Annotated in this window: 24 protein-coding genes; 23 read left to right on the forward strand and 1 reads right to left on the reverse strand. The window is 47.2% G+C overall.

Translation table 11 applies throughout. From position 1 onward, the window contains the following. Positions 1 to 11 precede the first annotated feature (11 nt). The 15 genes from ICN12_RS03025 (at position 12) to hisD (ending at position 16,273) form a co-directional block, all read left to right on the forward strand. Entirely contained in the window at positions 12 to 716 is a 705-nt protein-coding gene (locus tag ICN12_RS03025; RefSeq protein ID WP_216270573.1) for a transposase, read from the forward strand. A gap of 193 nt (positions 717 to 909) precedes the next feature. After that, positions 910 to 5,655: a glutamate synthase-related protein gene (locus tag ICN12_RS03030; RefSeq protein ID WP_216270574.1), complete on the forward strand. Its 4,746-nt coding sequence runs from the start codon at positions 910 to 912 to the stop codon at positions 5,653 to 5,655. A gap of 58 nt (positions 5,656 to 5,713) precedes the next feature. Continuing rightward, positions 5,714 to 7,177 (forward strand): glutamate synthase subunit beta, encoded by a 1,464-nt coding sequence (locus ICN12_RS03035; protein WP_216270575.1) that lies wholly within the window; start codon positions 5,714 to 5,716, stop codon positions 7,175 to 7,177. Positions 7,178 to 7,187: 10 nt separating this feature from the next. Beyond that, a complete protein-coding gene (locus ICN12_RS03040; RefSeq protein WP_216270576.1) occupies positions 7,188 to 8,054 on the forward strand; it encodes an ABC transporter ATP-binding protein in 867 nt (288 codons plus the stop codon). Further along, complete coding sequence (mlaE, locus tag ICN12_RS03045) at positions 8,051 to 8,848, forward strand: lipid asymmetry maintenance ABC transporter permease subunit MlaE (RefSeq protein WP_216270577.1); 798 nt, start codon at positions 8,051 to 8,053, stop codon at positions 8,846 to 8,848. Before ICN12_RS03040 ends, mlaE begins: the two co-directional genes overlap by 4 nt. Positions 8,849 to 8,869: 21 nt before the next feature. Next, complete coding sequence (gene mlaD, locus ICN12_RS03050) at positions 8,870 to 9,352, forward strand: outer membrane lipid asymmetry maintenance protein MlaD (protein ID WP_216270578.1); 483 nt, start codon at positions 8,870 to 8,872, stop codon at positions 9,350 to 9,352. Further along, entirely contained in the window at positions 9,352 to 10,098 is a 747-nt protein-coding gene (locus ICN12_RS03055; RefSeq protein WP_216270579.1) for an MlaA family lipoprotein, read from the forward strand. The genes mlaD and ICN12_RS03055 overlap by 1 nt, the downstream gene beginning before the upstream one ends. Before the next feature lie 73 nt (positions 10,099 to 10,171). After that, positions 10,172 to 10,819: an MlaC/ttg2D family ABC transporter substrate-binding protein gene (locus ICN12_RS03060; RefSeq protein ID WP_216270621.1), complete on the forward strand. Its 648-nt coding sequence runs from the start codon at positions 10,172 to 10,174 to the stop codon at positions 10,817 to 10,819. Positions 10,820 to 10,854: 35 nt separating this feature from the next. Further along, positions 10,855 to 11,115, forward strand: a complete 261-nt coding sequence (locus ICN12_RS03065) for an STAS domain-containing protein (RefSeq protein WP_216270580.1) — start codon at positions 10,855 to 10,857, stop codon at positions 11,113 to 11,115. Between the two features lies 1 nt (position 11,116). After that, complete coding sequence (locus ICN12_RS03070) at positions 11,117 to 11,869, forward strand: ABC transporter ATP-binding protein (RefSeq protein ID WP_216270581.1); 753 nt, start codon at positions 11,117 to 11,119, stop codon at positions 11,867 to 11,869. Further along, on the forward strand, positions 11,866 to 12,654 hold the full coding sequence (locus ICN12_RS03075) for an ABC transporter permease (RefSeq protein WP_255537665.1): 789 nt from the start codon (positions 11,866 to 11,868) through the stop codon (positions 12,652 to 12,654). The genes ICN12_RS03070 and ICN12_RS03075 overlap by 4 nt, the downstream gene beginning before the upstream one ends. Before the next feature lie 78 nt (positions 12,655 to 12,732). Continuing rightward, positions 12,733 to 12,981, forward strand: a complete 249-nt coding sequence (locus ICN12_RS03080) for a BolA family protein (RefSeq protein ID WP_216270582.1) — start codon at positions 12,733 to 12,735, stop codon at positions 12,979 to 12,981. 33 nt (positions 12,982 to 13,014) lie between these two features. Next, positions 13,015 to 14,289, forward strand: coding sequence for a UDP-N-acetylglucosamine 1-carboxyvinyltransferase (murA, locus tag ICN12_RS03085; protein WP_216270583.1), 1,275 nt, complete (start codon positions 13,015 to 13,017; stop codon positions 14,287 to 14,289). A 20-nt stretch (positions 14,290 to 14,309) separates the two neighbouring features. Next, complete coding sequence (gene hisG / locus ICN12_RS03090; RefSeq protein ID WP_216270584.1) at positions 14,310 to 14,936, forward strand: ATP phosphoribosyltransferase; 627 nt, start codon at positions 14,310 to 14,312, stop codon at positions 14,934 to 14,936. 14 nt (positions 14,937 to 14,950) lie between these two features. Continuing rightward, positions 14,951 to 16,273 carry a histidinol dehydrogenase gene (hisD, locus tag ICN12_RS03095; protein ID WP_216270585.1) on the forward strand — a complete coding sequence of 441 codons (1,323 nt, stop codon included), beginning with the start codon at positions 14,951 to 14,953 and terminating at the stop codon, positions 16,271 to 16,273. A gap of 36 nt (positions 16,274 to 16,309) precedes the next feature. Here hisD and hisC read toward each other — a convergent pair whose 3' ends face one another. Next, positions 16,310 to 17,383: a histidinol-phosphate transaminase gene (gene hisC / locus ICN12_RS03100; protein WP_216270586.1), complete on the reverse strand. Its 1,074-nt coding sequence runs from the start codon at positions 17,381 to 17,383 to the stop codon at positions 16,310 to 16,312. Between the two features lie 126 nt (positions 17,384 to 17,509). Here hisC and hisB point away from each other — a divergent pair, with 126 nt between their 5' ends. The 8 genes from hisB (at position 17,510) to tatA (ending at position 21,909) form a co-directional block, all read left to right on the forward strand. Next, positions 17,510 to 18,097 (forward strand): imidazoleglycerol-phosphate dehydratase HisB, encoded by a 588-nt coding sequence (hisB, locus tag ICN12_RS03105; protein WP_216270587.1) that lies wholly within the window; start codon positions 17,510 to 17,512, stop codon positions 18,095 to 18,097. A 62-nt stretch (positions 18,098 to 18,159) separates the two neighbouring features. Next, positions 18,160 to 18,822, forward strand: coding sequence for an imidazole glycerol phosphate synthase subunit HisH (gene hisH / locus ICN12_RS03110; protein WP_216270588.1), 663 nt, complete (start codon positions 18,160 to 18,162; stop codon positions 18,820 to 18,822). A gap of 20 nt (positions 18,823 to 18,842) precedes the next feature. After that, positions 18,843 to 19,604, forward strand: a complete 762-nt coding sequence (gene hisA, locus ICN12_RS03115; RefSeq protein WP_216270589.1) for a 1-(5-phosphoribosyl)-5-[(5-phosphoribosylamino)methylideneamino]imidazole-4-carboxamide isomerase — start codon at positions 18,843 to 18,845, stop codon at positions 19,602 to 19,604. Between the two features lie 11 nt (positions 19,605 to 19,615). After that, positions 19,616 to 20,374, forward strand: coding sequence for an imidazole glycerol phosphate synthase subunit HisF (gene hisF, locus ICN12_RS03120; protein WP_216270590.1), 759 nt, complete (start codon positions 19,616 to 19,618; stop codon positions 20,372 to 20,374). Positions 20,375 to 20,403: 29 nt separating this feature from the next. Continuing rightward, positions 20,404 to 20,805: a phosphoribosyl-AMP cyclohydrolase gene (gene hisI / locus ICN12_RS03125; protein ID WP_216270591.1), complete on the forward strand. Its 402-nt coding sequence runs from the start codon at positions 20,404 to 20,406 to the stop codon at positions 20,803 to 20,805. A gap of 43 nt (positions 20,806 to 20,848) precedes the next feature. Further along, a complete protein-coding gene (locus ICN12_RS03130; protein WP_216270592.1) occupies positions 20,849 to 21,250 on the forward strand; it encodes a phosphoribosyl-ATP diphosphatase in 402 nt (133 codons plus the stop codon). A 43-nt stretch (positions 21,251 to 21,293) separates the two neighbouring features. Beyond that, entirely contained in the window at positions 21,294 to 21,650 is a 357-nt protein-coding gene (locus ICN12_RS03135) for a histidine triad nucleotide-binding protein (protein WP_216270593.1), read from the forward strand. A gap of 16 nt (positions 21,651 to 21,666) precedes the next feature. Beyond that, positions 21,667 to 21,909, forward strand: coding sequence for a Sec-independent protein translocase subunit TatA (gene tatA, locus ICN12_RS03140; RefSeq protein WP_216270594.1), 243 nt, complete (start codon positions 21,667 to 21,669; stop codon positions 21,907 to 21,909). The last annotated feature ends 14 nt before the right edge of the window (positions 21,910 to 21,923 follow it).

Genomic DNA, 21,923 nt, shown 5'->3' on the forward strand with positions numbered 1-21,923 from the left:
TCGTTCTAGCGATGGCAAGGCAAGCGCGCACCGTTATTCCCGGCCAAGCAATGCATGTCATGGTCCGCGGCAATAACCGAGAAATTCTCTTTTTTAGCGATGCTGATCGCCGCATGTATTTAGATTGGCTGCGAGAGGCAGCGAAGCAATTTGGTAGTGCCGTACATGCTTTTGCCCTAATGCCAAATCATGTCCATCTGTTGATCACCCCTCAGAATGCAGATTCACTCGCTAAAACGATGCAGTCGTTGGGAAGGCGCTATGCCCAGTATTTCAATCGGCAGCATCATCGCTCCGGAACTATTTGGGAGGGGCGCTACCGTTCTTCTTTAATAGACCCTGACTATTTTTTGCGTTGTCAGCGCTATATAGAACTCAATCCTGTCAGGGCCGGTTTTGAATCCAGCCCCCAGGATTCGACTTGGACTAGCTTCCCCTCCCATATCGGTGGTAATGCAGAGCCATGGCTGGTGGATCATCAACACTTTTGGAAGTTAGGTAATACCCCTTTTGAGCGGCAAATGATTTGGGCAGCATTCGTGAAGGATGGCGCCCCGCATTGGGAAGACCGACAAATTACCGAAGCACTCATTCGATCTAAGCCTTGGGTAAGTGATATTTACGCCAAAAAGCTATTTAAAGACGACCCTGATCAAGCACTAATTCGTTATCGGGGCCGGCCAAAGAAATTAATTCAAATAAATTCAATAACTTAAAGAATATTGGATGGGTCTGATGATCTGCTTGGGGTGAGCGCTGCAATGAGTCTGTCCCCTTATTGGTAATTCATTTTGGTGCTTCCCTTATTTAAATGGGACAGACTCATTTTATTTCTATTGCATCAGCATGGGTATTCACCTATATTGGATCCTCCAAAAGTAATCAGGCCTCAAGGCAAACGGAAATACCATGACTACACAAATGAATACAGATCTTCGTCCAATCGCTCAAGGTCTCTACGATCCACGAAACGAGCATGATGCTTGCGGTGTAGGATTCGTCGCACACATCAAGGGTAAGAAGTCGCATGAGATCGTTGCTCAGGGATTGAAAATTCTGGAGAACTTAGATCACCGGGGAGCAGTTGGTGCCGATCCATTAATGGGTGATGGTGCCGGAATCTTGATTCAAGTTCCCGATACTCTGTATCGCGAAGAGATGGCTAAACAAGGCATTGAGTTGCCACCGCAGGGTGAGTATGGCGTTGGTATGATTTTCTTGCCTAAAGAACATGCTTCCCGCCTGGCTTGCGAGCAAGAGTTAGAGCGCACCGTGCGTTTGGAAGGTCAAGTTGTTTTGGGTTGGAGAGATGTGCCTATCGATGTGAAATTGCCGATGTCTCCAACAGTACAAATGACCGAGCCATTTATTCGTCAGATCTTTATTGGTCGTGGGCGCGAGATCATGACAACTGATGCGTTAGAGCGCAAGTTGTATGTCATTCGCAAAACAGCAAGTCATGCCATTCAAGATTTACATTTAAAGCACGGCAAAGAATATTTTGTTGCGTCGATGTCTGCACGCACTATTGTTTATAAGGGTTTGCTGTTGGCAAATCAGGTGGGTGCGTACTACAAAGATTTACAAGATCCACGCACTGTATCCGCATTGGCTTTAGTGCATCAACGTTTCTCAACCAATACTTTCCCGGCTTGGGAGTTGGCTCACCCGTATCGCATGATTGCGCATAACGGCGAGATCAATACAGTTAAAGGCAACGTCAACTGGGTTAATGCACGCGAAGGTGCTATTAGCTCCCCAGTGCTTGGAGATGACCTCAAAAAATTGTGGCCACTCATTTATCCAGGTCAGTCAGACACCGCTTGTTTTGATAACTGCTTAGAGTTATTGGTCATGGCGGGCTACCCGCTGGCACAAGCCATGATGATGATGATCCCAGAAGCTTGGGAACAGCATACCTTGATGGACGACAACCGTCGGGCCTTCTATGAGTATCACGCTGCGATGATGGAGCCATGGGATGGTCCAGCAGCAATGGCGTTTACAGATGGCCGTCAAATTGGCGCAACTTTAGACCGTAATGGTTTGCGTCCAGCGCGTTATTACGTGACTGATGATGATTTAGTCATCATGGGTTCTGAGGCTGGTGTGTTGCCAATTCCTGAAAGCAAGATTGTTCAAAAATGGCGCTTGCAACCAGGCAAGATGTTCATGATTGATATGGAGCAGGGCCGCATTATTGATGACATCGAATTAAAAGATGCCGTCTCAAAAGCCAAGCCATATAAGAGTTGGATTGACGCTGTTCGCGTTAAGCTGGATGAAGTCGATGCCAGCAAAGTTGATTTGGTTGATGAAAAAACCACTATTCGTCCAGCGGCAAAACTATTAGACCGTCAGCAAGCCTTTGGATATACCCAAGAGGACATCAAGTACCTCATGGCGCCGATGGCAATGAACGGTGAAGAGGCTATTGGATCCATGGGTAACGATAGCCCATTGGCAGTGCTCTCGAATAAGAACAAGCCACTGTATAACTATTTCAAGCAATTATTTGCGCAGGTAACCAATCCTCCGATTGATTCTATCCGTGAAAACATGGTGATGTCTTTGGTGTCTTTCATAGGACCTAAGCCGAATTTGTTGGATACAAACAATATCAACCCGCCAATGCGCTTGGAAGTAAGTCAGCCGATTTTAGATTTTGACGACATGGCCAAAATTCGTCATATCGGTCACTACACCAACGGCAAGTTCCGCTCATACGAATTAGATATTTGCTACCCAGCATCATGGGGCAAAGCTGGCATTGAGGCGCGCTTAGCATCTCTATGTGCTGAAGCGGCTGATGCTGTTCGATCTGGCTACAACATCTTGATCGTGAGTGATCGTCAGGTGGATGAAGAGCATGTGGCTATTCCTGCATTGTTAGCTACTTCGGCTATTCATCAGCACTTAGTTGAAAAAGGTTTACGTACAAGCGTTGGCCTCGTTGTTGAAACGGGTAGCGCACGTGAGACACACCACTTCGCGCTATTGGCTGGCTATGGTGCAGAAGCAGTTCACCCATACCTGGCAATGGAAACTTTGGCTGAAATGGCTAAAGGCTTATCTGGAGATTTATCTGCTGAAAAAGCAGTGAAGAATTTTGTCAAAGCCGTTGGTAAAGGCTTGCAAAAAGTGATGTCCAAAATGGGCATCTCTACTTACATGTCTTATACCGGCTCACAGATTTTTGAAGCCATTGGTTTAAATAAAGAGGTTATTGATCATTACTTCAAAGGCACTCCATCAAACGTTGGTGGTATCGGTGTATTTGAGGTGGCCGAAGAAGCCTTGCGTATGCATCAGTCTGCCTTTGGCAATGACCCAGTCTTAACCAATATGCTCGAAGCGGGCGGTGAGTACGCATTTCGTATTCGTGGTGAAAACCATATGTGGACTCCAGACACGATTGCGAAGTTGCAGCACTCCACACGTATTGGTGCTGAGAAGGGCTATCAGACCTATAAAGAGTACGCCAACATCATCAACGACCAAACTAAGCGTCAGATGACATTGCGCGGTTTGTTTGAATTTAAGATTGATCCAGCTAAAGCGATTCCATTGGATGAAGTGGAGTCTGCAAAAGAAATCGTCAAACGTTTTGCTACGGGTGCGATGTCTTTAGGTTCTATTTCTACTGAAGCTCACGCTACGTTGGCGATCGCCATGAACCGGATTGGCGGTAAGTCCAATACTGGTGAGGGTGGTGAAGATCCTAATCGTTATGTGAATGAACTCAAAGGCATTCCTATCAAAAAAGGTGAAACCTTAGCGAGTATTTTGGGTAGCGATGTGGTTGAAGCAAACATTCCTTTGCTCGATGGCGATTCATTGCGCTCGAAAATTAAGCAAGTTGCTTCAGGACGTTTTGGTGTCACTACTGAGTATTTGCGCTCTGCTGATCAGATTCAGATCAAGATGGCTCAAGGTGCTAAGCCTGGTGAGGGCGGTCAATTGCCTGGCGGCAAAGTTTCTGATTACATTGGTAAGTTGCGCTTCTCCGTGCCAGGCGTTGGTTTGATTTCGCCTCCTCCGCACCACGATATTTACTCGATTGAAGATATTGCACAGTTGATTCACGATCTGAAGAATGTGAACCCAGCTGCTGATGTATCTGTGAAGTTGGTGTCTGAAGTGGGTGTTGGCACGATTGCTGCTGGTGTTGCCAAAGCAAAAGCGGATCACGTCGTTATCGCCGGACATGATGGCGGTACAGGTGCATCACCACTGTCTTCTATTAAGCATGCTGGCTCCCCATGGGAATTGGGATTGGCTGAAACTCAACAAACATTAGTACTCAATGGTTTGCGTAGTCGTATCCGTGTTCAAGCTGACGGCCAAATGAAAACCGGTCGTGACGTCGTGATTGGCGCCTTGTTGGGTGCGGATGAGTTCGGTTTTGCCACTGCGCCATTGGTCGTTGAAGGTTGCATCATGATGCGTAAGTGTCATTTGAATACCTGTCCAGTTGGCGTTGCCACTCAAGATCCAGCATTGCGTAAAAAGTTCTCTGGTAAACCTGAGCATGTTGTGAACTTCTTCTTCTTTATTGCTGAAGAAGTGCGCGAGATCATGGCGCAACTCGGTATTCGTAAGTTTGATGATTTGATTGGTCGTGTTGACCTCTTAGATACCCGTAAAGGGATTGAGAACTGGAAAGTGCATGGCTTAGATTTCAGCAAGATTTTTGCTGAGCCTAATGTAGCTAAAGACGCTCCTCGCTATCAGATCCTCACTCAAGAGCACGGCTTAGGTAGTGCTTTGGATAATATTCTGATTGAGAAGAGTGAACCTGCGCTGCAACGTGGCGAGAAGGTTTCTTTCATTGTTCCAGTGAAGAACGTGAATCGTACTGTTGGCGCAATGCTCTCCGGAGAAATTGCTCAGCGTTATGGCCACGCTGGCTTGCCTGATGACACTATTCATATTCAATTGAACGGCACTGCTGGTCAAAGTTTTGCCGCTTTCTTGGCACGCGGTGTCACTTTGGATTTAGTTGGCGACGGTAATGACTATGTTGGTAAGGGTCTCTCAGGCGGCCGAGTCATCGTGCGCGCTCCCCATGGGTTCCGTGGTGACACAGCAAAGAACATCATTGTCGGCAACACTGTTCTTTACGGCGCAATCGGTGGCGAGGCATTCTTCAATGGCGTTGCTGGTGAGCGTTTTGCAGTTCGTAATTCTGGTGCAACAACAGTGGTTGAGGGTACCGGCGATCACGGATGCGAGTACATGACTGGCGGTACTGTAGTTGTACTGGGCGCAACTGGTCGCAATTTTGCTGCAGGTATGAGTGGTGGTATTGCTTATGTCTATGACGAAGATGGACTCTTTGATAAGCGTTGCAATACCAGCATGGCGACTTTGGAAAAAGTATTGCCTTCTGCTGAGCAGATTGCCAAGATGCCTCAGTCTCAATGGCATGCCCCTGTTGATGTGAAGGATGGTGGCGAGCGCATGACTGATGAGCAAATTCTAAAGGGTTTGATCGAGCGTCATTTCCGCCATACCGGTTCAGAGCGTGCAAAAGCACTCTTGGCCGATTGGGAAAATGCCCGTGGTCGTTTTGTGAAAGTGCTTCCTACTGAGTACAAGCGTGCTTTGGGTGAGTTGTGGGAAAAAGCACAAAACAAAACTGTGACTGCATAAGTTGCTAATAAGCTGCTTAATTAATAAAGACATCAAGAAAAGATACTAAGGATTCGATATGGGTAAGGTCACTGGATTTATGGGGTTTGAGCGCGTAGATGAAACCTACGAAGCTCCCGTTAAACGCCTACATCACTACAAAGAGTTCGTTGCCGCATTAACGGATGACGAAGCCAAAGTGCAGGGTGCACGTTGTATGGACTGTGGCATTCCGTTTTGCAATAACGGTTGCCCTGTGAACAACATCATTCCGGACTTCAATGACTTGGTGTTTCATAACGATTGGAAGAATGCATTAGATGTTTTGCAATCAACCAATAACTTCCCTGAATTCACTGGCCGTATTTGCCCGGCTCCTTGTGAGGCTGCTTGCACATTGGGAATCAATAGCGATGCGGTTGGAATCAAGTCTATCGAGCACGCCATTATTGATAAGGGCTGGGAAAGTGGCTGGGTTAAGCCACAACCATCGAAAACTAAGACGGGCAAAAAAGTAGCTGTCGTTGGCGGCGGCCCTGCGGGCATGGCGACTGCGCAGCAATTGGCGCGCGTGGGTCATGACGTTACTGTCTTTGAAAAGAATGATCGTATCGGTGGATTACTTCGCTACGGTATTCCTGATTTCAAAATGGAAAAGTGGTTAATTGATCGCCGTGTTGAGCAGATGCAAGCCGAAGGCGTGAAATTTGAGACGGGTGTATTTGTTGGTAAAGAAGCTATTGGTGCTGAAGTAAAAAATTACTCAACCAAGACGGTTTCCCCTGATCAGCTGATGAAGGATTTTGATGCGGTTGTTATTAGTGGCGGATCTGAGCAGCCACGTGACTTGCCAGTTCCTGGCCGTGAGTTGAAGGGTGTTCACTATGCTTTGGAATTTTTGATTCCTCAGAACAAAGAAAATGCCGGCGATTTCAAAAATGAAATTTCTGCAGCGGGCAAGAATGTGGTGGTGATCGGTGGTGGTGATACTGGATCCGATTGCGTCGGAACCTCTAACCGTCATGGCGCTACCAAGATTACCCAGTTTGAATTGATGCCCCAGCCACCAGAAGTCGAGAATAAGCCTCTGGTATGGCCATATTGGCCAACGAAGTTACGTACCTCTTCATCTCATGAAGAGGGTTGCGATCGTGATTGGTCTGTTGCCACTAAGCGTTTTGAAGGCAAAGACGGCAAACTCGAGAAATTGATCTGTGTCCGTTTGGAGTGGAAAGACGGCAAGATGACAGAAATGCCAAACTCTGAATTTGAGATCAAGGCAGATTTAGTGTTCTTGGCAATGGGCTTTGTGTCCCCGGCAGCCCAAGTGCTCAATGCCTTTGGTGTCGAAAAAGATGCTCGCGGTAATGCAAAAGCCACTGTTGACGGCCAAAATGCGTATCAAACCAATGTTCCTAAGGTATTTGCTGCTGGCGATATGCGTCGCGGACAATCTTTGGTAGTGTGGGCGATTCGTGAAGGCCGTCAGGCAGCCCAGGCAGTAGATGAGTATTTGATGGGGTCTTCTGTTCTGCCGCGATAATATCGAGGATATGAACACTAGCCACCCAGACTCAGTGGAAGCAAAGCAAAAAACCGCTAGCGGTGGCCATGGCGAAGTTGTTGTTGCAGTGAAGGACATCAATTTTTCCTACGCCCCGGGCGAGCGGCAAATTCTATCGGGACTCAATATGGAGTTTCGCCGTGGTCAAGTCGTCGCAGTAATGGGCGGCTCTGGTTGCGGCAAGACCACTATTCTGAGACTGATTGGCGGCCAGTTCACTGCGCAGTCAGGCCAAGTTTTATTTGAAGGCCGTGATATCGGCAAAATGAATGGCACTGAATTAATGGCTGCCCGTCGCCGCATGGGCATGCTCTTTCAGTTTGGAGCACTCTTTACTGATCTTAGTGTTTTTGAAAACGTTGCCTTTCCTTTGCGTGAGCATACCGATTTGAGTGAAGAGTTATTACGCTCTTTGGTGCTCATGAAACTCAATGCCGTTGGCTTGCGTGGTGCACGCGATTTAATGCCTTCACAAATTTCTGGTGGCATGGCGCGTCGTGTTGCCTTGGCAAGAGCAATTGCTCTTGATCCACCTTTAATTATGTATGACGAGCCATTTGCTGGTTTAGATCCAATTTCTTTAGGAATTACCGCACGTTTGATTCGGGATTTGAATCAGGCTTTGGGTGCAACTAGTCTATTGGTCACTCATGATGTTGAGGAAACTTTTGAGATTGCAGATTACGTTTATTTCATTGCTAATGGTCGCATTGGCGCTGAAGGCACACCAGAAGAGTTGAGCTGCTCACCAGATCCTTTTGTGCGACAGTTCTTGGATGCATCGCCTGATGGACCGGTGCCGTTTCACTACCCAGGCCAAAGTCTTGCAGAAGATTTTGGGGTGAGCCTGAAATGACAGTTCTAAATAAGGCTTTAGATCTCTTTGGCGATCTGGGATTTTTCGTTCGTCGCAACTTAACGAGTCTTGGGCTTGCTGCGCGGATGTTTGCTGCAGTCATTTGGCGTTCAGGTTTCTTATTAAAAAGACCCCGCTTAGTTTCCGATCAAATTTTGTTTGTGGGCAACCACTCGTTTGTAATTATTGCGATATCCGGTTTATTTGTTGGCTTCGTCTTGGGTTTGCAGGGTTATTACACCCTCAACCGTTATGGATCAGAGCAGGCGCTGGGTTTATTGGTTGCCTTGTCGCTGACACGTGAGCTGGGCCCGGTCATTACGGCTTTGTTATTTGCTGGTCGCGCTGGCACTTCACTGACGGCGGAAATTGGTTTGATGAAGGCTGGCGAGCAATTGAGTGCCATGGAGATGATGGCGGTAGATCCATTGAGTCGCGTGATTGCACCACGTCTCTGGGCGGGCATTATTGCGATGCCGATTTTGGCGACAATCTTTACTGCTGTAGGTGTCATGGGTGGTTACTTTGTTGGCGTACCCTTAATTGGTGTGGACTCTGGCGCCTTTTGGTCACAGATGCAGGGCGGGGTAGACCTCTTTTCGGATATCGGCAATGGCCTGATTAAAAGCTTGGTATTTGGCGTAGCTGTGACTTTTATAGCCCTGTATCAGGGTTATGAGGCAAAGCCAACACCAGAGGGCGTGTCGCAAGCGACTACCCGCACCGTGGTGATCTCCTCTTTATCGGTTTTAGCATTGGATTTCTTGCTAACCGCGATGATGTTCTCGAATTAGAAAGAATAAACTGGGACTCTTATGAGAAAAAGTGCAATTGATGTTTGGGTCGGAATTTTTGTAGCCATTGGTTTATTGGCTGCTTTATTCCTCGCATTGAAAGTCGGCAATATGAATGCCGTTTCTTTTGCACCCACTTATAAAATTTCCGCGCGTTTTGACAATATCGGCGGCTTGAAGCCACGCGCACCCGTCAAAAGTGCGGGCGTGGTTGTGGGCCGTATTGCGAATATCTCTTTTGATGACAAGACCTATCAAGCAACGGTCACCATGACAATTGAGGACAGTTATAAGTTTCCTAAAGACTCCTCTGCCAAGATTTTGACTTCGGGTTTGTTGGGCGAACAATATATTGGTCTTGAGGCAGGTGGTTCAGATGATATGTTGGCAGCCGGAGATAAAATTTCTCAGACTCAGTCCGCAGTGGTTTTAGAAAACCTCATTAGCCAGTTTTTGTACAACAAGGCTGCTGATAGCGGTCAAGATAAGGGTGCGGCAAAATAATGTTGTGGTTAGCAAAGCTTAAACGTCTGCTGCTGCTGGGTTTGGTGGGTGCCATGGTGGGCTGTGCGTCTATTCCTGCTGGAGTTGAACCTTCCCCGCATGACCCCTGGGAGCCGTTTAACCGCTCCGTTTTTGAATTCAATGAAGGCTTAGATGCCTACTTGCTCAAGCCGATTGTTGCTGGCTATCGCTTTGTTTTGCCTGAATTTGTAAGAGATGGTATTTACAATTTTTTTGGTAATTACAGCGATATTTACACTGCACTACAAAACTTATTACAGGGCAACCCTGACCTTGCCTTTAGTGACCTCATGCGGGTCGTCGTGAATACCACTTTCGGGCTCGGCGGTTTAATTGATATGGCTACCCCCGGAGGTCTTCCTAAGCATAAAGAAGACTGGGGTCAAACTTTTGGAGTTTGGGGTGTTCCTGCAGGCCCTTATGTGGTTTTGCCATTTTTTGGCCCAAGCAATGTGCGCGATACCTTTGGAACGGTAGCTGATTTAGAGTCCGATTATTTATTTGGCTATGTAAAGGATATTGGCCTGCGTAATAGTATTACCGGCCTTCGCATCATTAATGGCCGCAATACTTACTATGAAGCAGGTGATTTATTGGATGTGGCAGCTATTGATAAGTACAGCTTTATGCGTGATGCCTATATTCAGAGGCGTGAATATCAGATCAATGAGGGGCGTGAGGGCGACCCAGTATTGATGCCGCCGTATCAAAATCCCTACGAATAAAGGCTCCCAAGCCTGACTAGATTCCCTTAAAGGGCTAAAATGAGCCTCAATGACCAGCATCGATCGAGGACACATGAAAAGCCATAAAACCATTCAAAAATACAGCGCAGTATTGCTATCAAGTTTGTTTTTGGCTGTTGGCGCTGTTTCCGCCCAGGCGGTTGATCAGTCCACGCCAGATGGCCTGATCAAAGCAGTTGTTTCGGATGTAATGGCATCTGTAAAGTCTGATCCTGAGATTCAAAAAGGAAATATTCCGCGTATTGTGGATTTGGTAGAAAAGAAAATTGTTCCCTATACCGATATGCGTCGCACTACTGAAATGGCGATGGGACCTAATTGGAAGAAGGCTACTCCTGAGCAGCAAGCGCAATTAGTAAGTGAGTTTAAGAATTTGCTTATCCGCACCTACTCCGGTGCATTAAGCCAGCTCCGCGATCAAACGATTCAATTCAAGCCGTTGCGCGCAGCGCCAGACGATAAAGAGGTGGTTGTTAAAACGGTAGTGATTGGGCGCGGCGATCCAGTGCCCCTTGACTATCGGCTCGAGAAAACGGCCAACGGTTGGAGAGTCTACGACATGAACATTATGGGTGTATGGCTAGTTGAGGCCTATAGAAATCAATTTGCCAATCAAATTAGTCAGAACGGCGTTGAGGGCCTGGTGAAGTTTTTGCAAGATCGCAATAAGCAACTCGCCGCCGCAAAGCCTGCGAATTAAAGATCACATTCAGATCAAGCAAAGATAAATAGAAGATGCCATTTTTATTGCCCGTTTCAGTGACGCAAGACAATGTTTTGCAATTGGAAAAAGATGGCTTATTAAATTTGGCTGCATTAAGAACAGTCGATTGCATCAGCCTCAAAGATTTTGACTCTACCGTATTAACGGTGCTGCTAGCATGGCAGAAAAAATTACAGGCCGACGGTCAGCAGATCGAAGTTCTAAACGCGCCTGAAAAGTTAAAGGTGTTGGCTGGCGTGTATGGCGTTGCTGAGTTGCTAGGTTTGTCATAGCATGCACGCCGCGATATCGATTAAAAACATTTCAAAAAATTATGGAGCGCTTAAAGCGTTAGATGATGTCTCTTTATCAATCGAGCAAGGCGAGTTCTTTGGCCTGCTTGGCCCCAATGGCGCTGGCAAGACAACTCTGATCTCGATTCTGGCTGGCTTAGTGACTGCCGATCAAGGACATGCTGCGATTATGGGTGCCGATGTACAAAGTCAATTTCGTGAGGCGCGCCGGATGCTGGGAGTCGTGCCGCAGGAGTTGGTATTTGATCCCTTCTTTACTGTTCGCGAAACGCTGCAATTTCAGTCAGGGTATTTTGGTATTCGTCATAACGATGCTTGGATTGATGAGATCATGGCCAATCTGGACCTAAGCAGTAAAGCGGATAGCAACATGCGCTCCTTATCTGGCGGCATGAAGCGTCGAGTCTTGGTGGCGCAGGCCTTGGTGCATAGACCGCCAGTCATTATTTTGGATGAGCCTACCGCAGGTGTCGATGTAGAGTTACGTCAATCGCTTTGGCAATTTATTAGTCGTCTTAATCAAGATGGGCACACGATTGTTTTAACAACCCATTACTTGGAAGAGGCAGAGGCACTCTGTCAGCGCATTGCCATGCTCAAGCAAGGAAAGATTGTTGCTCTTGATACCACCGTGAATCTATTAAGCCAGCATGGCTCAGTTAAAAAAGACGGCGAAGGAAAGACTGATCTTGAAGAAGTGTTTGTCAACATCATGTCGGGGAATGCCTTATGAAGCCCATTCTCAATCACGCATCAATGTCATATGGTAGCGGCTTTCCGACGCTATTGCGCAAAGAAATTAAGCGTTTTTATAAAGTAGGATTTCAGACGGTTGCAGCACCAGTACTGACTGCTGTTTTGTATTTAATGATTTTTGGACACGTGCTAGAGGGAAAAGAGGTCTATGGCCGCCTTAACTACACAGCCTTCTTGATTCCTGGCCTAGTCATGATGAGTGTCTTGCAGAATGCTTTTGCGAATACCTCCTCTTCTCTCATTCAATCCAAAGTTACAGGTAACTTGGTGTTTGTCTTGCTGGCACCTTTTAGTCATCTCGAGTTTTATGCTGCCTATGTGTTGGCTGCGGTGTTCCGTGGTGTGGTTGTAGGTGCGGGCGTACTGGCGATTACCGCATGGTTTGCCATGCCATCATTTGAATATCCTTTGTGGATCATGGTGTTTGCCCTGTTGGGGGCGGCAATTCTGGGTAGCATGGGTTTAATTGCGGGTATATGGGCTGATAAATATGATCAACTAGCAGCCTTCCAGAACTTCATCATCATGCCGGCGACGATGTTATCTGGTGTGTTCTATTCCATCCACTCTTTGCCTGCTGCTTGGCAAGTCGTATCGCATTTCAACCCCTTTTTCTACATGATTGATGGGTTTCGTTATGGCTTCTTTGGAGTGTCCGATATATCCCCTTGGGATAGCTTGGCAATTGTTGCAGCCTTTTTAGTCTTGGTTTCGGTGGTGGCTTTGCGTTTATTGCAAAAGGGCTATAAGTTAAGAAACTAGTTGACGATTGAGTTGCATCAAAATATTGAATACAGAAATTATTAGCAGTTGTTGTTTATTCAGAATTAGGAGATCGAGATGTTGCCAACCCCAGAGCAAATTGAGGGCTATATCCAGCAGGGTATAGCCTGCACCCATATTAAAGTTGAAGGTGATGGCCAACATTTCTTTGCGACGATCGTGAGTCCTGAGTTTGAGGGTAAACGTCTCATTCAGCGTCATCAGTTGGTGTATGGCGCCATGGGTGATCGTATGAAGGCGGAAGTACATGCCTTGTCAATCAAAGCGTTTACGCCTGAAGAGTTCGCGCAAAACTCCACAACCTAAAATACCGCATTAGCTTTTTACTGGAATAGATTCATGGATAAATTACGAATGGTTGGCGGCACTCCGCTCAAGGGCGAAGTGATGATTGCTGGCGCGAAGAACGCAGCCTTGCCAATTCTGTGTGCTTGCTTGCTTTGCGACGAGCCAATCACCTTGCGTAATGTTCCCGACTTGCAAGATGTACGGACGATGCTCAAGCTTCTCCAGGAAATTGGCGTAGCCGTCACTTTCCCGGACGCCAATGATCGCAATCATGTTGTTCTCAATGCGGCCAACATTAAGAGCTCTGAAGCAACTTACGAAATGGTGAAAACCATGCGTGCCTCGATTTTGGTTTTGGGTCCATTGCTTGCCAGAATGCATAGCGCGAAGGTTTCGTTGCCGGGCGGTTGTGCGATTGGTGCGAGACCTGTGGATCAGCACATCAAGGGTTTGAAGGCGATGGGCGCCACTATCAAAATTAAGAGTGGCTATATTCAAGCAGAAACTAAATCAGAAGATGGCCGTTTGCAGGGCGCCTCGATTTTGACTGACATGATTACGGTTACTGGCACAGAAAATTTATTGATGGCTGCCACTTTGGCATCTGGCACGAGTATTCTGGAGAACGCTGCCCGTGAACCTGAAGTGGGTGACTTGGCAGAGTTGCTTGTAAAGATGGGCGCCAAGATTAGCGGCATCGGCAGTGATCGTTTAGTTATTGAGGGTGTTGAAAAGCTTCATAGCGCAGAACATTCTGTGATCGCCGACCGTATTGAGACGGGCACATTCTTGTGTGCTGTTGCGGCTACTGGTGGGGAGGTGCTTGTAAGGCACTGTCGTCCTGACACCTTAGATGCTGTGATCGTCAAACTCAAAGAAGCAGGCTTGGAGATGGAGCTTGGGCCAGACTGGATTAAGGCTTCCATGAAAGGTCGTCCTAAGGCAGTTAGCTTCCGCACTTCTGAATACCCAGCTTTTCCCACTGACATGCAGGCCCAGTTAATGGCGGTCAATGCCATTGCTGAGGGTAATGCCACGATTACTGAAACCATCTTTGAGAACCGTTTTATGCACGTTCAGGAGATGAATCGCCTCGGCGCTGATATCGCTATTGAGGGAAATACGGCAATTGCGCAGGGCGTGGAGAAGCTGTCTGGCGCGATTGTGATGGCTACGGATTTGCGCGCTTCCGCAAGTTTGGTGATTGCCGGTTTGGCTGCCCAAGGCGAAACTCAGGTAGACCGGATTTATCACTTGGATCGTGGATATGACCGCATGGAGCAAAAGTTAACCCTCTTAGGGGCTAACATTCAGCGGATCAAGTAAGCCTGATGGATAATTAGTCCATGAAGTTAACTTTAGCCCTCTCGAAGGGGCGTATCTTCGAAGAAACCGCTGAGATCTTATCTAAGATCGGCATTCGTCCGCTTGAAGATCCTGAGAAGTCACGCAAACTCATTATTGAGACCTCCAATCCGGATGTGCGCTTAATTATTGTGCGCGCTTCGGATGTGCCGACCTACGTTCAGTTCGGTGGTGCCGATTTTGGGGTGGCTGGCTTAGATGTCTTGATGGAAAACGGTACAGACGGACTCTATGTCCCTTTTGATCTCAATATCGCCAAATGCCGTATGTCGGTAGCTGTCAAAGAAGGCTTTGATTACGCCACTGCTGTAAAGCAAGGATCTCGTTTGAAAGTTGCAACTAAGTATGTCAACTGTGCACGTGAGCACTTTGCTAATAAGGGCGTACACATTGATACGATTCATTTATATGGCTCGATGGAGTTAGCCCCATTAGTTGGATTGGCTGATGCGATTGTAGATCTAGTATCTACAGGCAATACTTTGCGCGCAAATGGTTTGGTTGAGGTTGAGCCCATCGCTGACATCAGCGCCCGCATGGTTGTTAATCAAGCTTCGTATAAACGTAAGCGCGCACAACTTCAGCCATTCTTTGAATTATTGAAGTAAACAAGAAAATCCCTATGTCCGCTGAAGTCAAAGTCAAGCGCCTCAATAGCAAAGACGCAGGTTTCAAAGAAACGCTGCTCTCTAGTCTTTCGTTGCCGATGGCTGATGATGAGGCGATTGATGCTGTCGTAGTGAAGGTCTTGGCACAAGTAAAAGCCAATGGTGATACTGCAGTGTTGGATTACACAAAACAATTTGATCGATTAGATGTTGCGAGCGTTGCTGAGCTAGAGATTTCTCAATCAGCATTAAAAAATGCTTACGATGGTTTATCGGCCGAGCAGAAAAATGCTTTGGATATTGCTGCGCAACGTGTGCGCGCTTATCACGAGAAGCAAAAGATTGAAGCGGGTTGCCACTCTTGGGAATATGAAGAGGCTGATGGAACTCGCTTGGGTCAAAAAGTCACCGCTTTAGATCGCGTCGGAATTTATGTGCCCGGTGGCAAAGCAGCATATCCTTCCTCCGTATTGATGAATGCTATCCCCGCAAAAGTTGCTGGCGTGGCTGAGGTCATCATGGTAGTGCCCACTCCTGATGGCGCTCGTAACCCCTTGGTCTTGGCCGCTGCCTATTTATCCGGTGTTGATCGCGTCTTTACGATTGGTGGTGCGCAAGCAGTTGGCGCTTTGGCTTACGGCACAAAAACGATTCCTTCTGTCGATAAAATTGTTGGTCCTGGTAATGCTTATGTAGCTGCTGCCAAGCGCCGTGTGTTTGGGATCGTCGGCATCGATATGATCGCTGGCCCATCAGAAATCTTGGTTCTCTGTGATGGCTCTAGTAATCCCGATTGGATTGCGATGGATTTGTTCTCACAAGCTGAGCACGATGAATTAGCGCAATCTATTTTGCTTTGCCCAGATGAGCAATTTATTGAGCAAGTGCAAGCAAGCATCAATAAGCTACTCCCAGAGATGCCTAGAAAGAAAGTGATTGAAGCATCACTCACGAATCGCGCTTTATTGATTCAGGTAAAAGATATGGCGCAGGCTTGCGAGATTGCCAACGACATCGCTGCAGAGCATTTAGAAATTTGCGCTGCCGAGCCACGAAAGTGGGCTGAATTGATTCGTCATGCGGGCGCGATCTTTATGGGTAACTACACCAGCGAGTCCCTTGGTGATTATTGCGCTGGCCCGAATCACGTTTTACCAACAGCACGCACTGCACGCTTCTCTTCGCCGTTAGGTGTGTATGACTTCATCAAACGTTCTAGCATGATTGAGGTTAGTGAGGCAGGTGCTCAAACCTTAGGTGCCGTTGCTAGTACGCTCGCACACGGTGAGGGCTTGACAGCTCATGCTCGCGCTGCCGAGATGCGCCTAAAAAAATAGATTCGGAAATAAATACGAAATAAATTTCTAGCTAGCTCAAGTGCTGGCCAGAATTTCTTTCAGTGCGGAAATCAATTCATTCGTTTGCTCATCGGTACCGATGGTGATGCGCAAAAATTCTTCGATGCGTGGTGACTTAAAGTGGCGCACGATAATGCCGCGATCCCGCAAAACTTGATATAACTTTCCACCGGCATGTTTTGGGTGACGCGTAAATATAAAGTTGGCTGTAGATGGCAAAGTGTCAAAACCCAATGCACTTAATTCAGTGACCAAGCGTTCGCGAGTTTGAATTACTTTTTTACTTGTAGATTCCAAATGGGCTTGATCTTGTATTGCCGCAATTGCTCCAGCTTGCGCTAAGCGACCCAGCGGGTAAGAGTTAAAGCTATTCTTGACACGCTCTAGACCCTCAATTAAAGCGGGGTGACCCACGGCAAACCCAACACGCAACCCTGCTAGGGCGCGGGATTTGGAAAGGGTATGCACGACTAAGAGGTTTTCTGGGCATGCATTTCCGCGTAGAAGTGGAATGCAAGACTCGGTCCCGTAATCGACATAGGCTTCATCGATGACCACTACTGAATCTGTATTTTTGCTGAGCAGGGCTTCGATATCTGATCGTGGGATGGCGCGACCAGTGGGGGCATTCGGATTGGGGAAAATAACCCCACCATTCGGGGTCTTGAAATCCGCTATCTGAATTTCAAAATTAGGGCCTAAGGGGACTGTTTGATAGTCAATCCCAAATAACTTGCAATAGACTGGATAGAAGCTATAGGTGATATCTGGAAACTGGATGGGCTTAGCTTGCTTGAGGAGGCCTAAAAAGACGTGGGCTAGAACCTCATCTGAACCATTTCCTAAAAACACCTGTTTTGGGTCCAGACCATGTAAATCAGCAATAGCCTTTTTAAGGGCTACACCCTCGGGATCTGGATAGAGCCTTAGATCATCATTTGTTTGGGTATTAATGGCCGTTAGCGCCTTGAGAGACGGGCCGTAGGGGCTCTCATTGGTGTTGAGTTTGACCAGTCGCTGCATTTGCGGCTGCTCCCCGGGAATATAGGGGGTGAGGGTCTGAACAACGGGGCTCCAAAAGCGGCTCATGAGGGACTCTGGTCAAAAATCAGCAAAAATGAATAAACGCCAACAATCAAAATTGGCATTTATATCTGTATTAGGAATGATATTATGAGGCTTCAATCAACACTTCGCCTCGCGGCGCACTGAAGCATGCGGCAAGCCGACGTTACCCGAAACACTTCGGAAACCAAAATTCAAATTGACATCAACTTGGATGGCACAGGTAAAGCTGAGCTAGCCTCGGGCGTACCTTTCCTAGACCATATGCTCGATCAAATTGCCCGTCACGGCATGATCGATCTTAAAGTGGTCGCTACAGGCGATACCCATATTGATGATCACCACACTGTTGAGGATGTGGGCATTACTTTGGGGCAGGCATTTGCCAAAGCGGTTGGCGATAAGGCTGGTATTACTCGCTATGGCCATTCCTACGTGCCTTTGGATGAAACCCTTTCTCGCGTTGTGATCGACTTTTCTGGTCGCCCAGGACTGGAATTCAATGTCCCATTTACTCGTGCGCGTGTAGGTGATTTTGACGTGGATCTCAGCATCGAGTTCTTCCGTGGCTTTGTAAACCATGCTGGAGTCACTTTACACATCGATAACTTGCGTGGCATTAATGCCCACCACCAGATTGAAACCGTCTTCAAGGCCTTTGGCCGTGCTTTGCGCATGGCTTTAGAGTTGGATCCACGTGCATCTGGTGTTGTTCCTTCGACTAAGGGCAGTCTCTAATCTAGAAAAATTCTAGTGTTGAGTAGAAGACTGTCACAAAACTACAGAACATAGGCTAACCATTGACGCAAACCATTGCGATCGTTGACTACGGAATGGGTAACCTGCGTTCCGTCTATCAGGCCTTTCATCATGTGGCGCCGGATGCTAATGTCTTAATTGCACACACCCCAGAAGAAATCCTTGCCGCCGAGCGAGTGGTGCTTCCAGGACAGGGCGCTATGCCGGACTGCATGAAGCATCTCCAAGAGTCTGGTTTACTAGAGGCGCTTTTAGATGCTGCCAAAAATAAACCGCTATTGGGTGTTTGTGTGGGCGAGCAGATGCTGTTTGATCAAAGCGCTGAAGTGCGAGCAAGCTCTAATACCCCCTGGACACCTTGTTTAGGATTGATTCCGGGTGAAGTAAGACGTTTTGAGCTTACTGGCAAATTGCAGCCAGATGGCTCTGCGTCCAAGGTTCCGCATATGGGCTGGAACCAGGTACGTCAGGATCGCCAACACCCAATTTGGGATGGCATTCCCGATTTAACAAGTTTTTACTTTGTGCACAGTTACTATGTTGTGCCGCAACGTAAGGAAGATATTGCGGGCTCAACCGAATACGGTGACTGGTTTACTTCTGCTGTTGCAAGGGATAATATTTTTGCAACGCAATTTCATCCAGAAAAAAGTGCAGAATACGGACTAAAGCTCTACAAAAATTTTGTTTCTTGGCAACCTTAATACTTTTCTAAACTACCGCTATGCTGCTGATTCCCGCGATTGACCTAAAAGACGGCCACTGTGTTCGACTCGAACAAGGTGATATGGATAAAGCCACTGTTTTTTCTGAGGATCCTGGCGCGATGGCGGCACATTGGATCAGCAAGGGCGCACGTCGTTTACACCTAGTAGATTTGAATGGCGCATTTGCTGGGAAGCTCAAAAATGAGTCTGCAATTAAATCCATTCTTAAAGCGGTTGGCGATGAGATTCCAGTTCAGCTAGGTGGCGGTATCCGCGATCTCGAAACGATTGAGCGTTTATTGGATGACGGCATCAGTACCGTCATTATTGGCACAGCTGCTGTGAAGAGTCCTGGCTTTGTTCAGGATGCTTGCACTGCTTTCCCTGGCCACATCATGGTGGGCTTAGATGCACGTGATGGCAAAGTAGCCACTGATGGCTGGAGCAAGATTACGGGCCATGAAGTGATCGACCTTGCTAAAAAATTTGAAGGCTACGGCGTAGAAGCAATTATCTATACTGACATTGGTCGTGATGGCATGATGAAGGGCATCAATATGGATGCCACGATTAAATTGGCACAAGCGATCCGGATCCCAGTGATTGCTAGTGGTGGTTTATCGAATAATCAAGATATTGAAGCGCTATGTGAGGCTGAAGCTGAAGGCATTATGGGCGTGATTGCGGGACGCTCAATTTACGCTGGTGATTTAGATTTAACGGCGGCGCAAAAATATGCCGATGAGTTAACCCTGAAGTTCATCAAGAAAATTGTCTAGAGTGCTGATCAGTGCTAACTAAGCGAATTATTCCCTGCCTTGATGTCACAGCAGGGCGCGTTGTTAAAGGCGTGAACTTTGTTGGCTTGCGTGATGCGGGTGATCCTGTAGAGATTGCAAAACGTTATGACACCCAAGGTGCCGATGAGCTCACTTTCTTGGACATCACAGCTACATCTGATGGGCGCGATCTAATATTGCACATCATTGAAGATGTTGCATCCCAAGTATTTATTCCTTTAACCGTTGGTGGCGGTGTGCGCGCCGTAGCGGATGTACGCCGCTTACTCAATGCTGGCGCTGACAAGGTGAGCATGAATTCTTCTGCTGTAGCCAATCCAGATTTAGTATCTGATGCTGCAGCCTATTACGGTTCGCAGTGCATCGTCGTTGCCATTGATGCTAAAAAAACTGAAGCGGGTAATTGGGAAGTCTTTACCCATGGCGGTAGAACTGCTACTGGTATGGATGTAGTCGCGTGGGCAACTGAAGTGGCCAAACGCGGTGCTGGTGAAATACTTCTCACCAGTATGAATCGCGATGGTAGTAAAGATGGCTTTGACCTTGAGTTAACTGCAGCAGTGAGCGATGCGGTAAGTGTTCCGGTGATTGCATCTGGCGGGGTGGGTAATTTGCAGCACTTGGTCGATGGCATTGCCAAAGGTCATGCTGATGCCGTTCTTGCGGCGAGTATTTTTCATTATGGTGAATACACCGTTGGCCAAGCAAAAGAATATATGGCTAGCCAAGGAATTCCGGTCCGTATTTAAGAGCTAATAAAAATATAGAGAAGATAAATATGAGCTCGTTCACCCCAATTGACACTTTAGAAGCGGGCGCATGGCTTGATGCCGTTACTTGGAATGAGCAGGGCTTGGTTCCGGTGATTGCTCAAGAGGTTGGCAGCAAAGATATCTTGATGATGGCCTGGATGAATCGGGACGCCTTATTGGCTACATTGCGTTTGGGCGAGGCGGTCTATTGGACTCGCTCAAGACAAAAGCTTTGGCACAAGGGTGAAGAATCGGGCCACATCCAAAAAGTTAAAGAAATCCGCCTCGATTGTGATGGCGATACGATTTTGATCTTGGTTGAGCAAAAAGATGGCATTGCTTGCCATACTGGTGAGCATAGTTGCTTTTTCCAGCGGTGGGATTCAGCGCAATCTGCTTGGGTAGATGAGTCTCAGGGTCTTAAATAAGCCTTCTTAGTCTTCATGGCGATAAAAGACATAAAATCCCTTTATGACTAGTTCAGCACAAAACCCCTCCAATTTAGATTCTGCCTTGGCTCATTTGGCCGATGTGGTGGATCAACGACGTGATGCATTTAAGGCTGGTCAAGCAGATCCAAAGACCTCTTACACTGCTTTGCTCTTTTCCAAGGGTGATGATGGGATTCTCAAGAAGATTGGTGAGGAGGCTACTGAGGCGGTGATGGCGGCTAAGGATGCGCGTAACTCCAATCTAGCCCCTGAGCAGCAAAAGCTCTTAGTTGGCGAGATGGCTGACCTTTGGTTCCATTGCTTAATAGCACTTTCTCAGTTTGGCTTACGCCCAGAGGATGTGGTGGCTGAGCTCAATCGTCGCCTGGGGACCTCGGGAATTGAAGAAAAGGCGGCCAGAAAAGCTGCTGGTAAAGAGTAAATACAGTAAAACTCGATAAATTCATCAAAACTAGAACGAAACCGTGAACCACGATCCTAACTGCTTGTTTTGTAAGATTTCTAAGGGCGAAATCCCATCCCAAAAGGTATACGAGGATGAGGAGATATTTGCTTTTAAAGATATCAATCCGGCTGCACCAATTCATTTTCTAATGATTCCCAAGAAGCATATCCCTATGTTGGAGTTGGCAGAAGTGGTGGATGCGCCATTGCTAGGTAGAATGATGGAATTAGCACCGCGTCTTGCCAAGGAGCAGGGTTGCCGTCCCGGAAAAGATGGCGGCTTTAGATTGGTAGTGAACAATGGTGCGGATGGTGGGCAAGAGGTTTATCACCTGCACTTGCATGTGATGGGCGGTCCACGCCCCTGGAAAAAATAGTCCGAGGAGATTGAAGATGGGTTCATTTAGCATTTGGCATTGGTTAATTGTTTTGGTAATCGTGATGTTGGTATTTGGTACCAAAAAATTGCGCAATATCGGAACTGACTTAGGCGGCGCTGTTAAAGGCTTCAAAGATGGTATGAAAACGCCTGAGGGAACTGAAGAGTCGCAAGATAAAGCCAAGGAACAAATCCAGAGCGCTACCGCATCAACAGAGAAAACTGTGGATGTGCAGGCTAAAGACGTAAACAAGTAAATATCAACAGTGTG

Source organism: Polynucleobacter sp. AM-25C3, assembly GCF_018882335.1.
Lineage (GTDB): Bacteria > Pseudomonadota > Gammaproteobacteria > Burkholderiales > Burkholderiaceae > Polynucleobacter.

Excerpts from the sequence above, each read along its gene's own strand:
- ICN12_RS03025 (WP_216270573.1), top strand. The coding sequence starts at position 12 with ATGGCAAGGCAAGCGCGCACCGTTATTCCCGGCCAAGCAATGCATGTC.
- ICN12_RS03030 (WP_216270574.1), top strand. The coding sequence starts at position 910 with ATGACTACACAAATGAATACAGATCTTCGTCCAATCGCTCAAGGTCTC.
- ICN12_RS03035 (WP_216270575.1), top strand. The coding sequence starts at position 5,714 with ATGGGTAAGGTCACTGGATTTATGGGGTTTGAGCGCGTAGATGAAACC.
- ICN12_RS03040 (WP_216270576.1), top strand. The coding sequence starts at position 7,188 with ATGAACACTAGCCACCCAGACTCAGTGGAAGCAAAGCAAAAAACCGCT.
- mlaE (WP_216270577.1), top strand. The coding sequence starts at position 8,051 with ATGACAGTTCTAAATAAGGCTTTAGATCTCTTTGGCGATCTGGGATTT.
- mlaD (WP_216270578.1), top strand. The coding sequence starts at position 8,870 with ATGAGAAAAAGTGCAATTGATGTTTGGGTCGGAATTTTTGTAGCCATT.
- ICN12_RS03055 (WP_216270579.1), top strand. The coding sequence starts at position 9,352 with ATGTTGTGGTTAGCAAAGCTTAAACGTCTGCTGCTGCTGGGTTTGGTG.
- ICN12_RS03060 (WP_216270621.1), top strand. The coding sequence starts at position 10,172 with ATGAAAAGCCATAAAACCATTCAAAAATACAGCGCAGTATTGCTATCA.
- ICN12_RS03065 (WP_216270580.1), top strand. The coding sequence starts at position 10,855 with ATGCCATTTTTATTGCCCGTTTCAGTGACGCAAGACAATGTTTTGCAA.
- ICN12_RS03070 (WP_216270581.1), top strand. The coding sequence starts at position 11,117 with ATGCACGCCGCGATATCGATTAAAAACATTTCAAAAAATTATGGAGCG.
- ICN12_RS03075 (WP_255537665.1), top strand. The coding sequence starts at position 11,866 with ATGAAGCCCATTCTCAATCACGCATCAATGTCATATGGTAGCGGCTTT.
- ICN12_RS03080 (WP_216270582.1), top strand. The coding sequence starts at position 12,733 with ATGTTGCCAACCCCAGAGCAAATTGAGGGCTATATCCAGCAGGGTATA.
- murA (WP_216270583.1), top strand. The coding sequence starts at position 13,015 with ATGGATAAATTACGAATGGTTGGCGGCACTCCGCTCAAGGGCGAAGTG.
- hisG (WP_216270584.1), top strand. The coding sequence starts at position 14,310 with ATGAAGTTAACTTTAGCCCTCTCGAAGGGGCGTATCTTCGAAGAAACC.
- hisD (WP_216270585.1), top strand. The coding sequence starts at position 14,951 with ATGTCCGCTGAAGTCAAAGTCAAGCGCCTCAATAGCAAAGACGCAGGT.
- hisC (WP_216270586.1), bottom strand. The coding sequence starts at position 17,383 with ATGAGCCGCTTTTGGAGCCCCGTTGTTCAGACCCTCACCCCCTATATT.
- hisB (WP_216270587.1), top strand. The coding sequence starts at position 17,510 with ATGCGGCAAGCCGACGTTACCCGAAACACTTCGGAAACCAAAATTCAA.
- hisA (WP_216270589.1), top strand. The coding sequence starts at position 18,843 with ATGCTGCTGATTCCCGCGATTGACCTAAAAGACGGCCACTGTGTTCGA.
- hisI (WP_216270591.1), top strand. The coding sequence starts at position 20,404 with ATGAGCTCGTTCACCCCAATTGACACTTTAGAAGCGGGCGCATGGCTT.
- ICN12_RS03130 (WP_216270592.1), top strand. The coding sequence starts at position 20,849 with ATGACTAGTTCAGCACAAAACCCCTCCAATTTAGATTCTGCCTTGGCT.
- tatA (WP_216270594.1), top strand. The coding sequence starts at position 21,667 with ATGGGTTCATTTAGCATTTGGCATTGGTTAATTGTTTTGGTAATCGTG.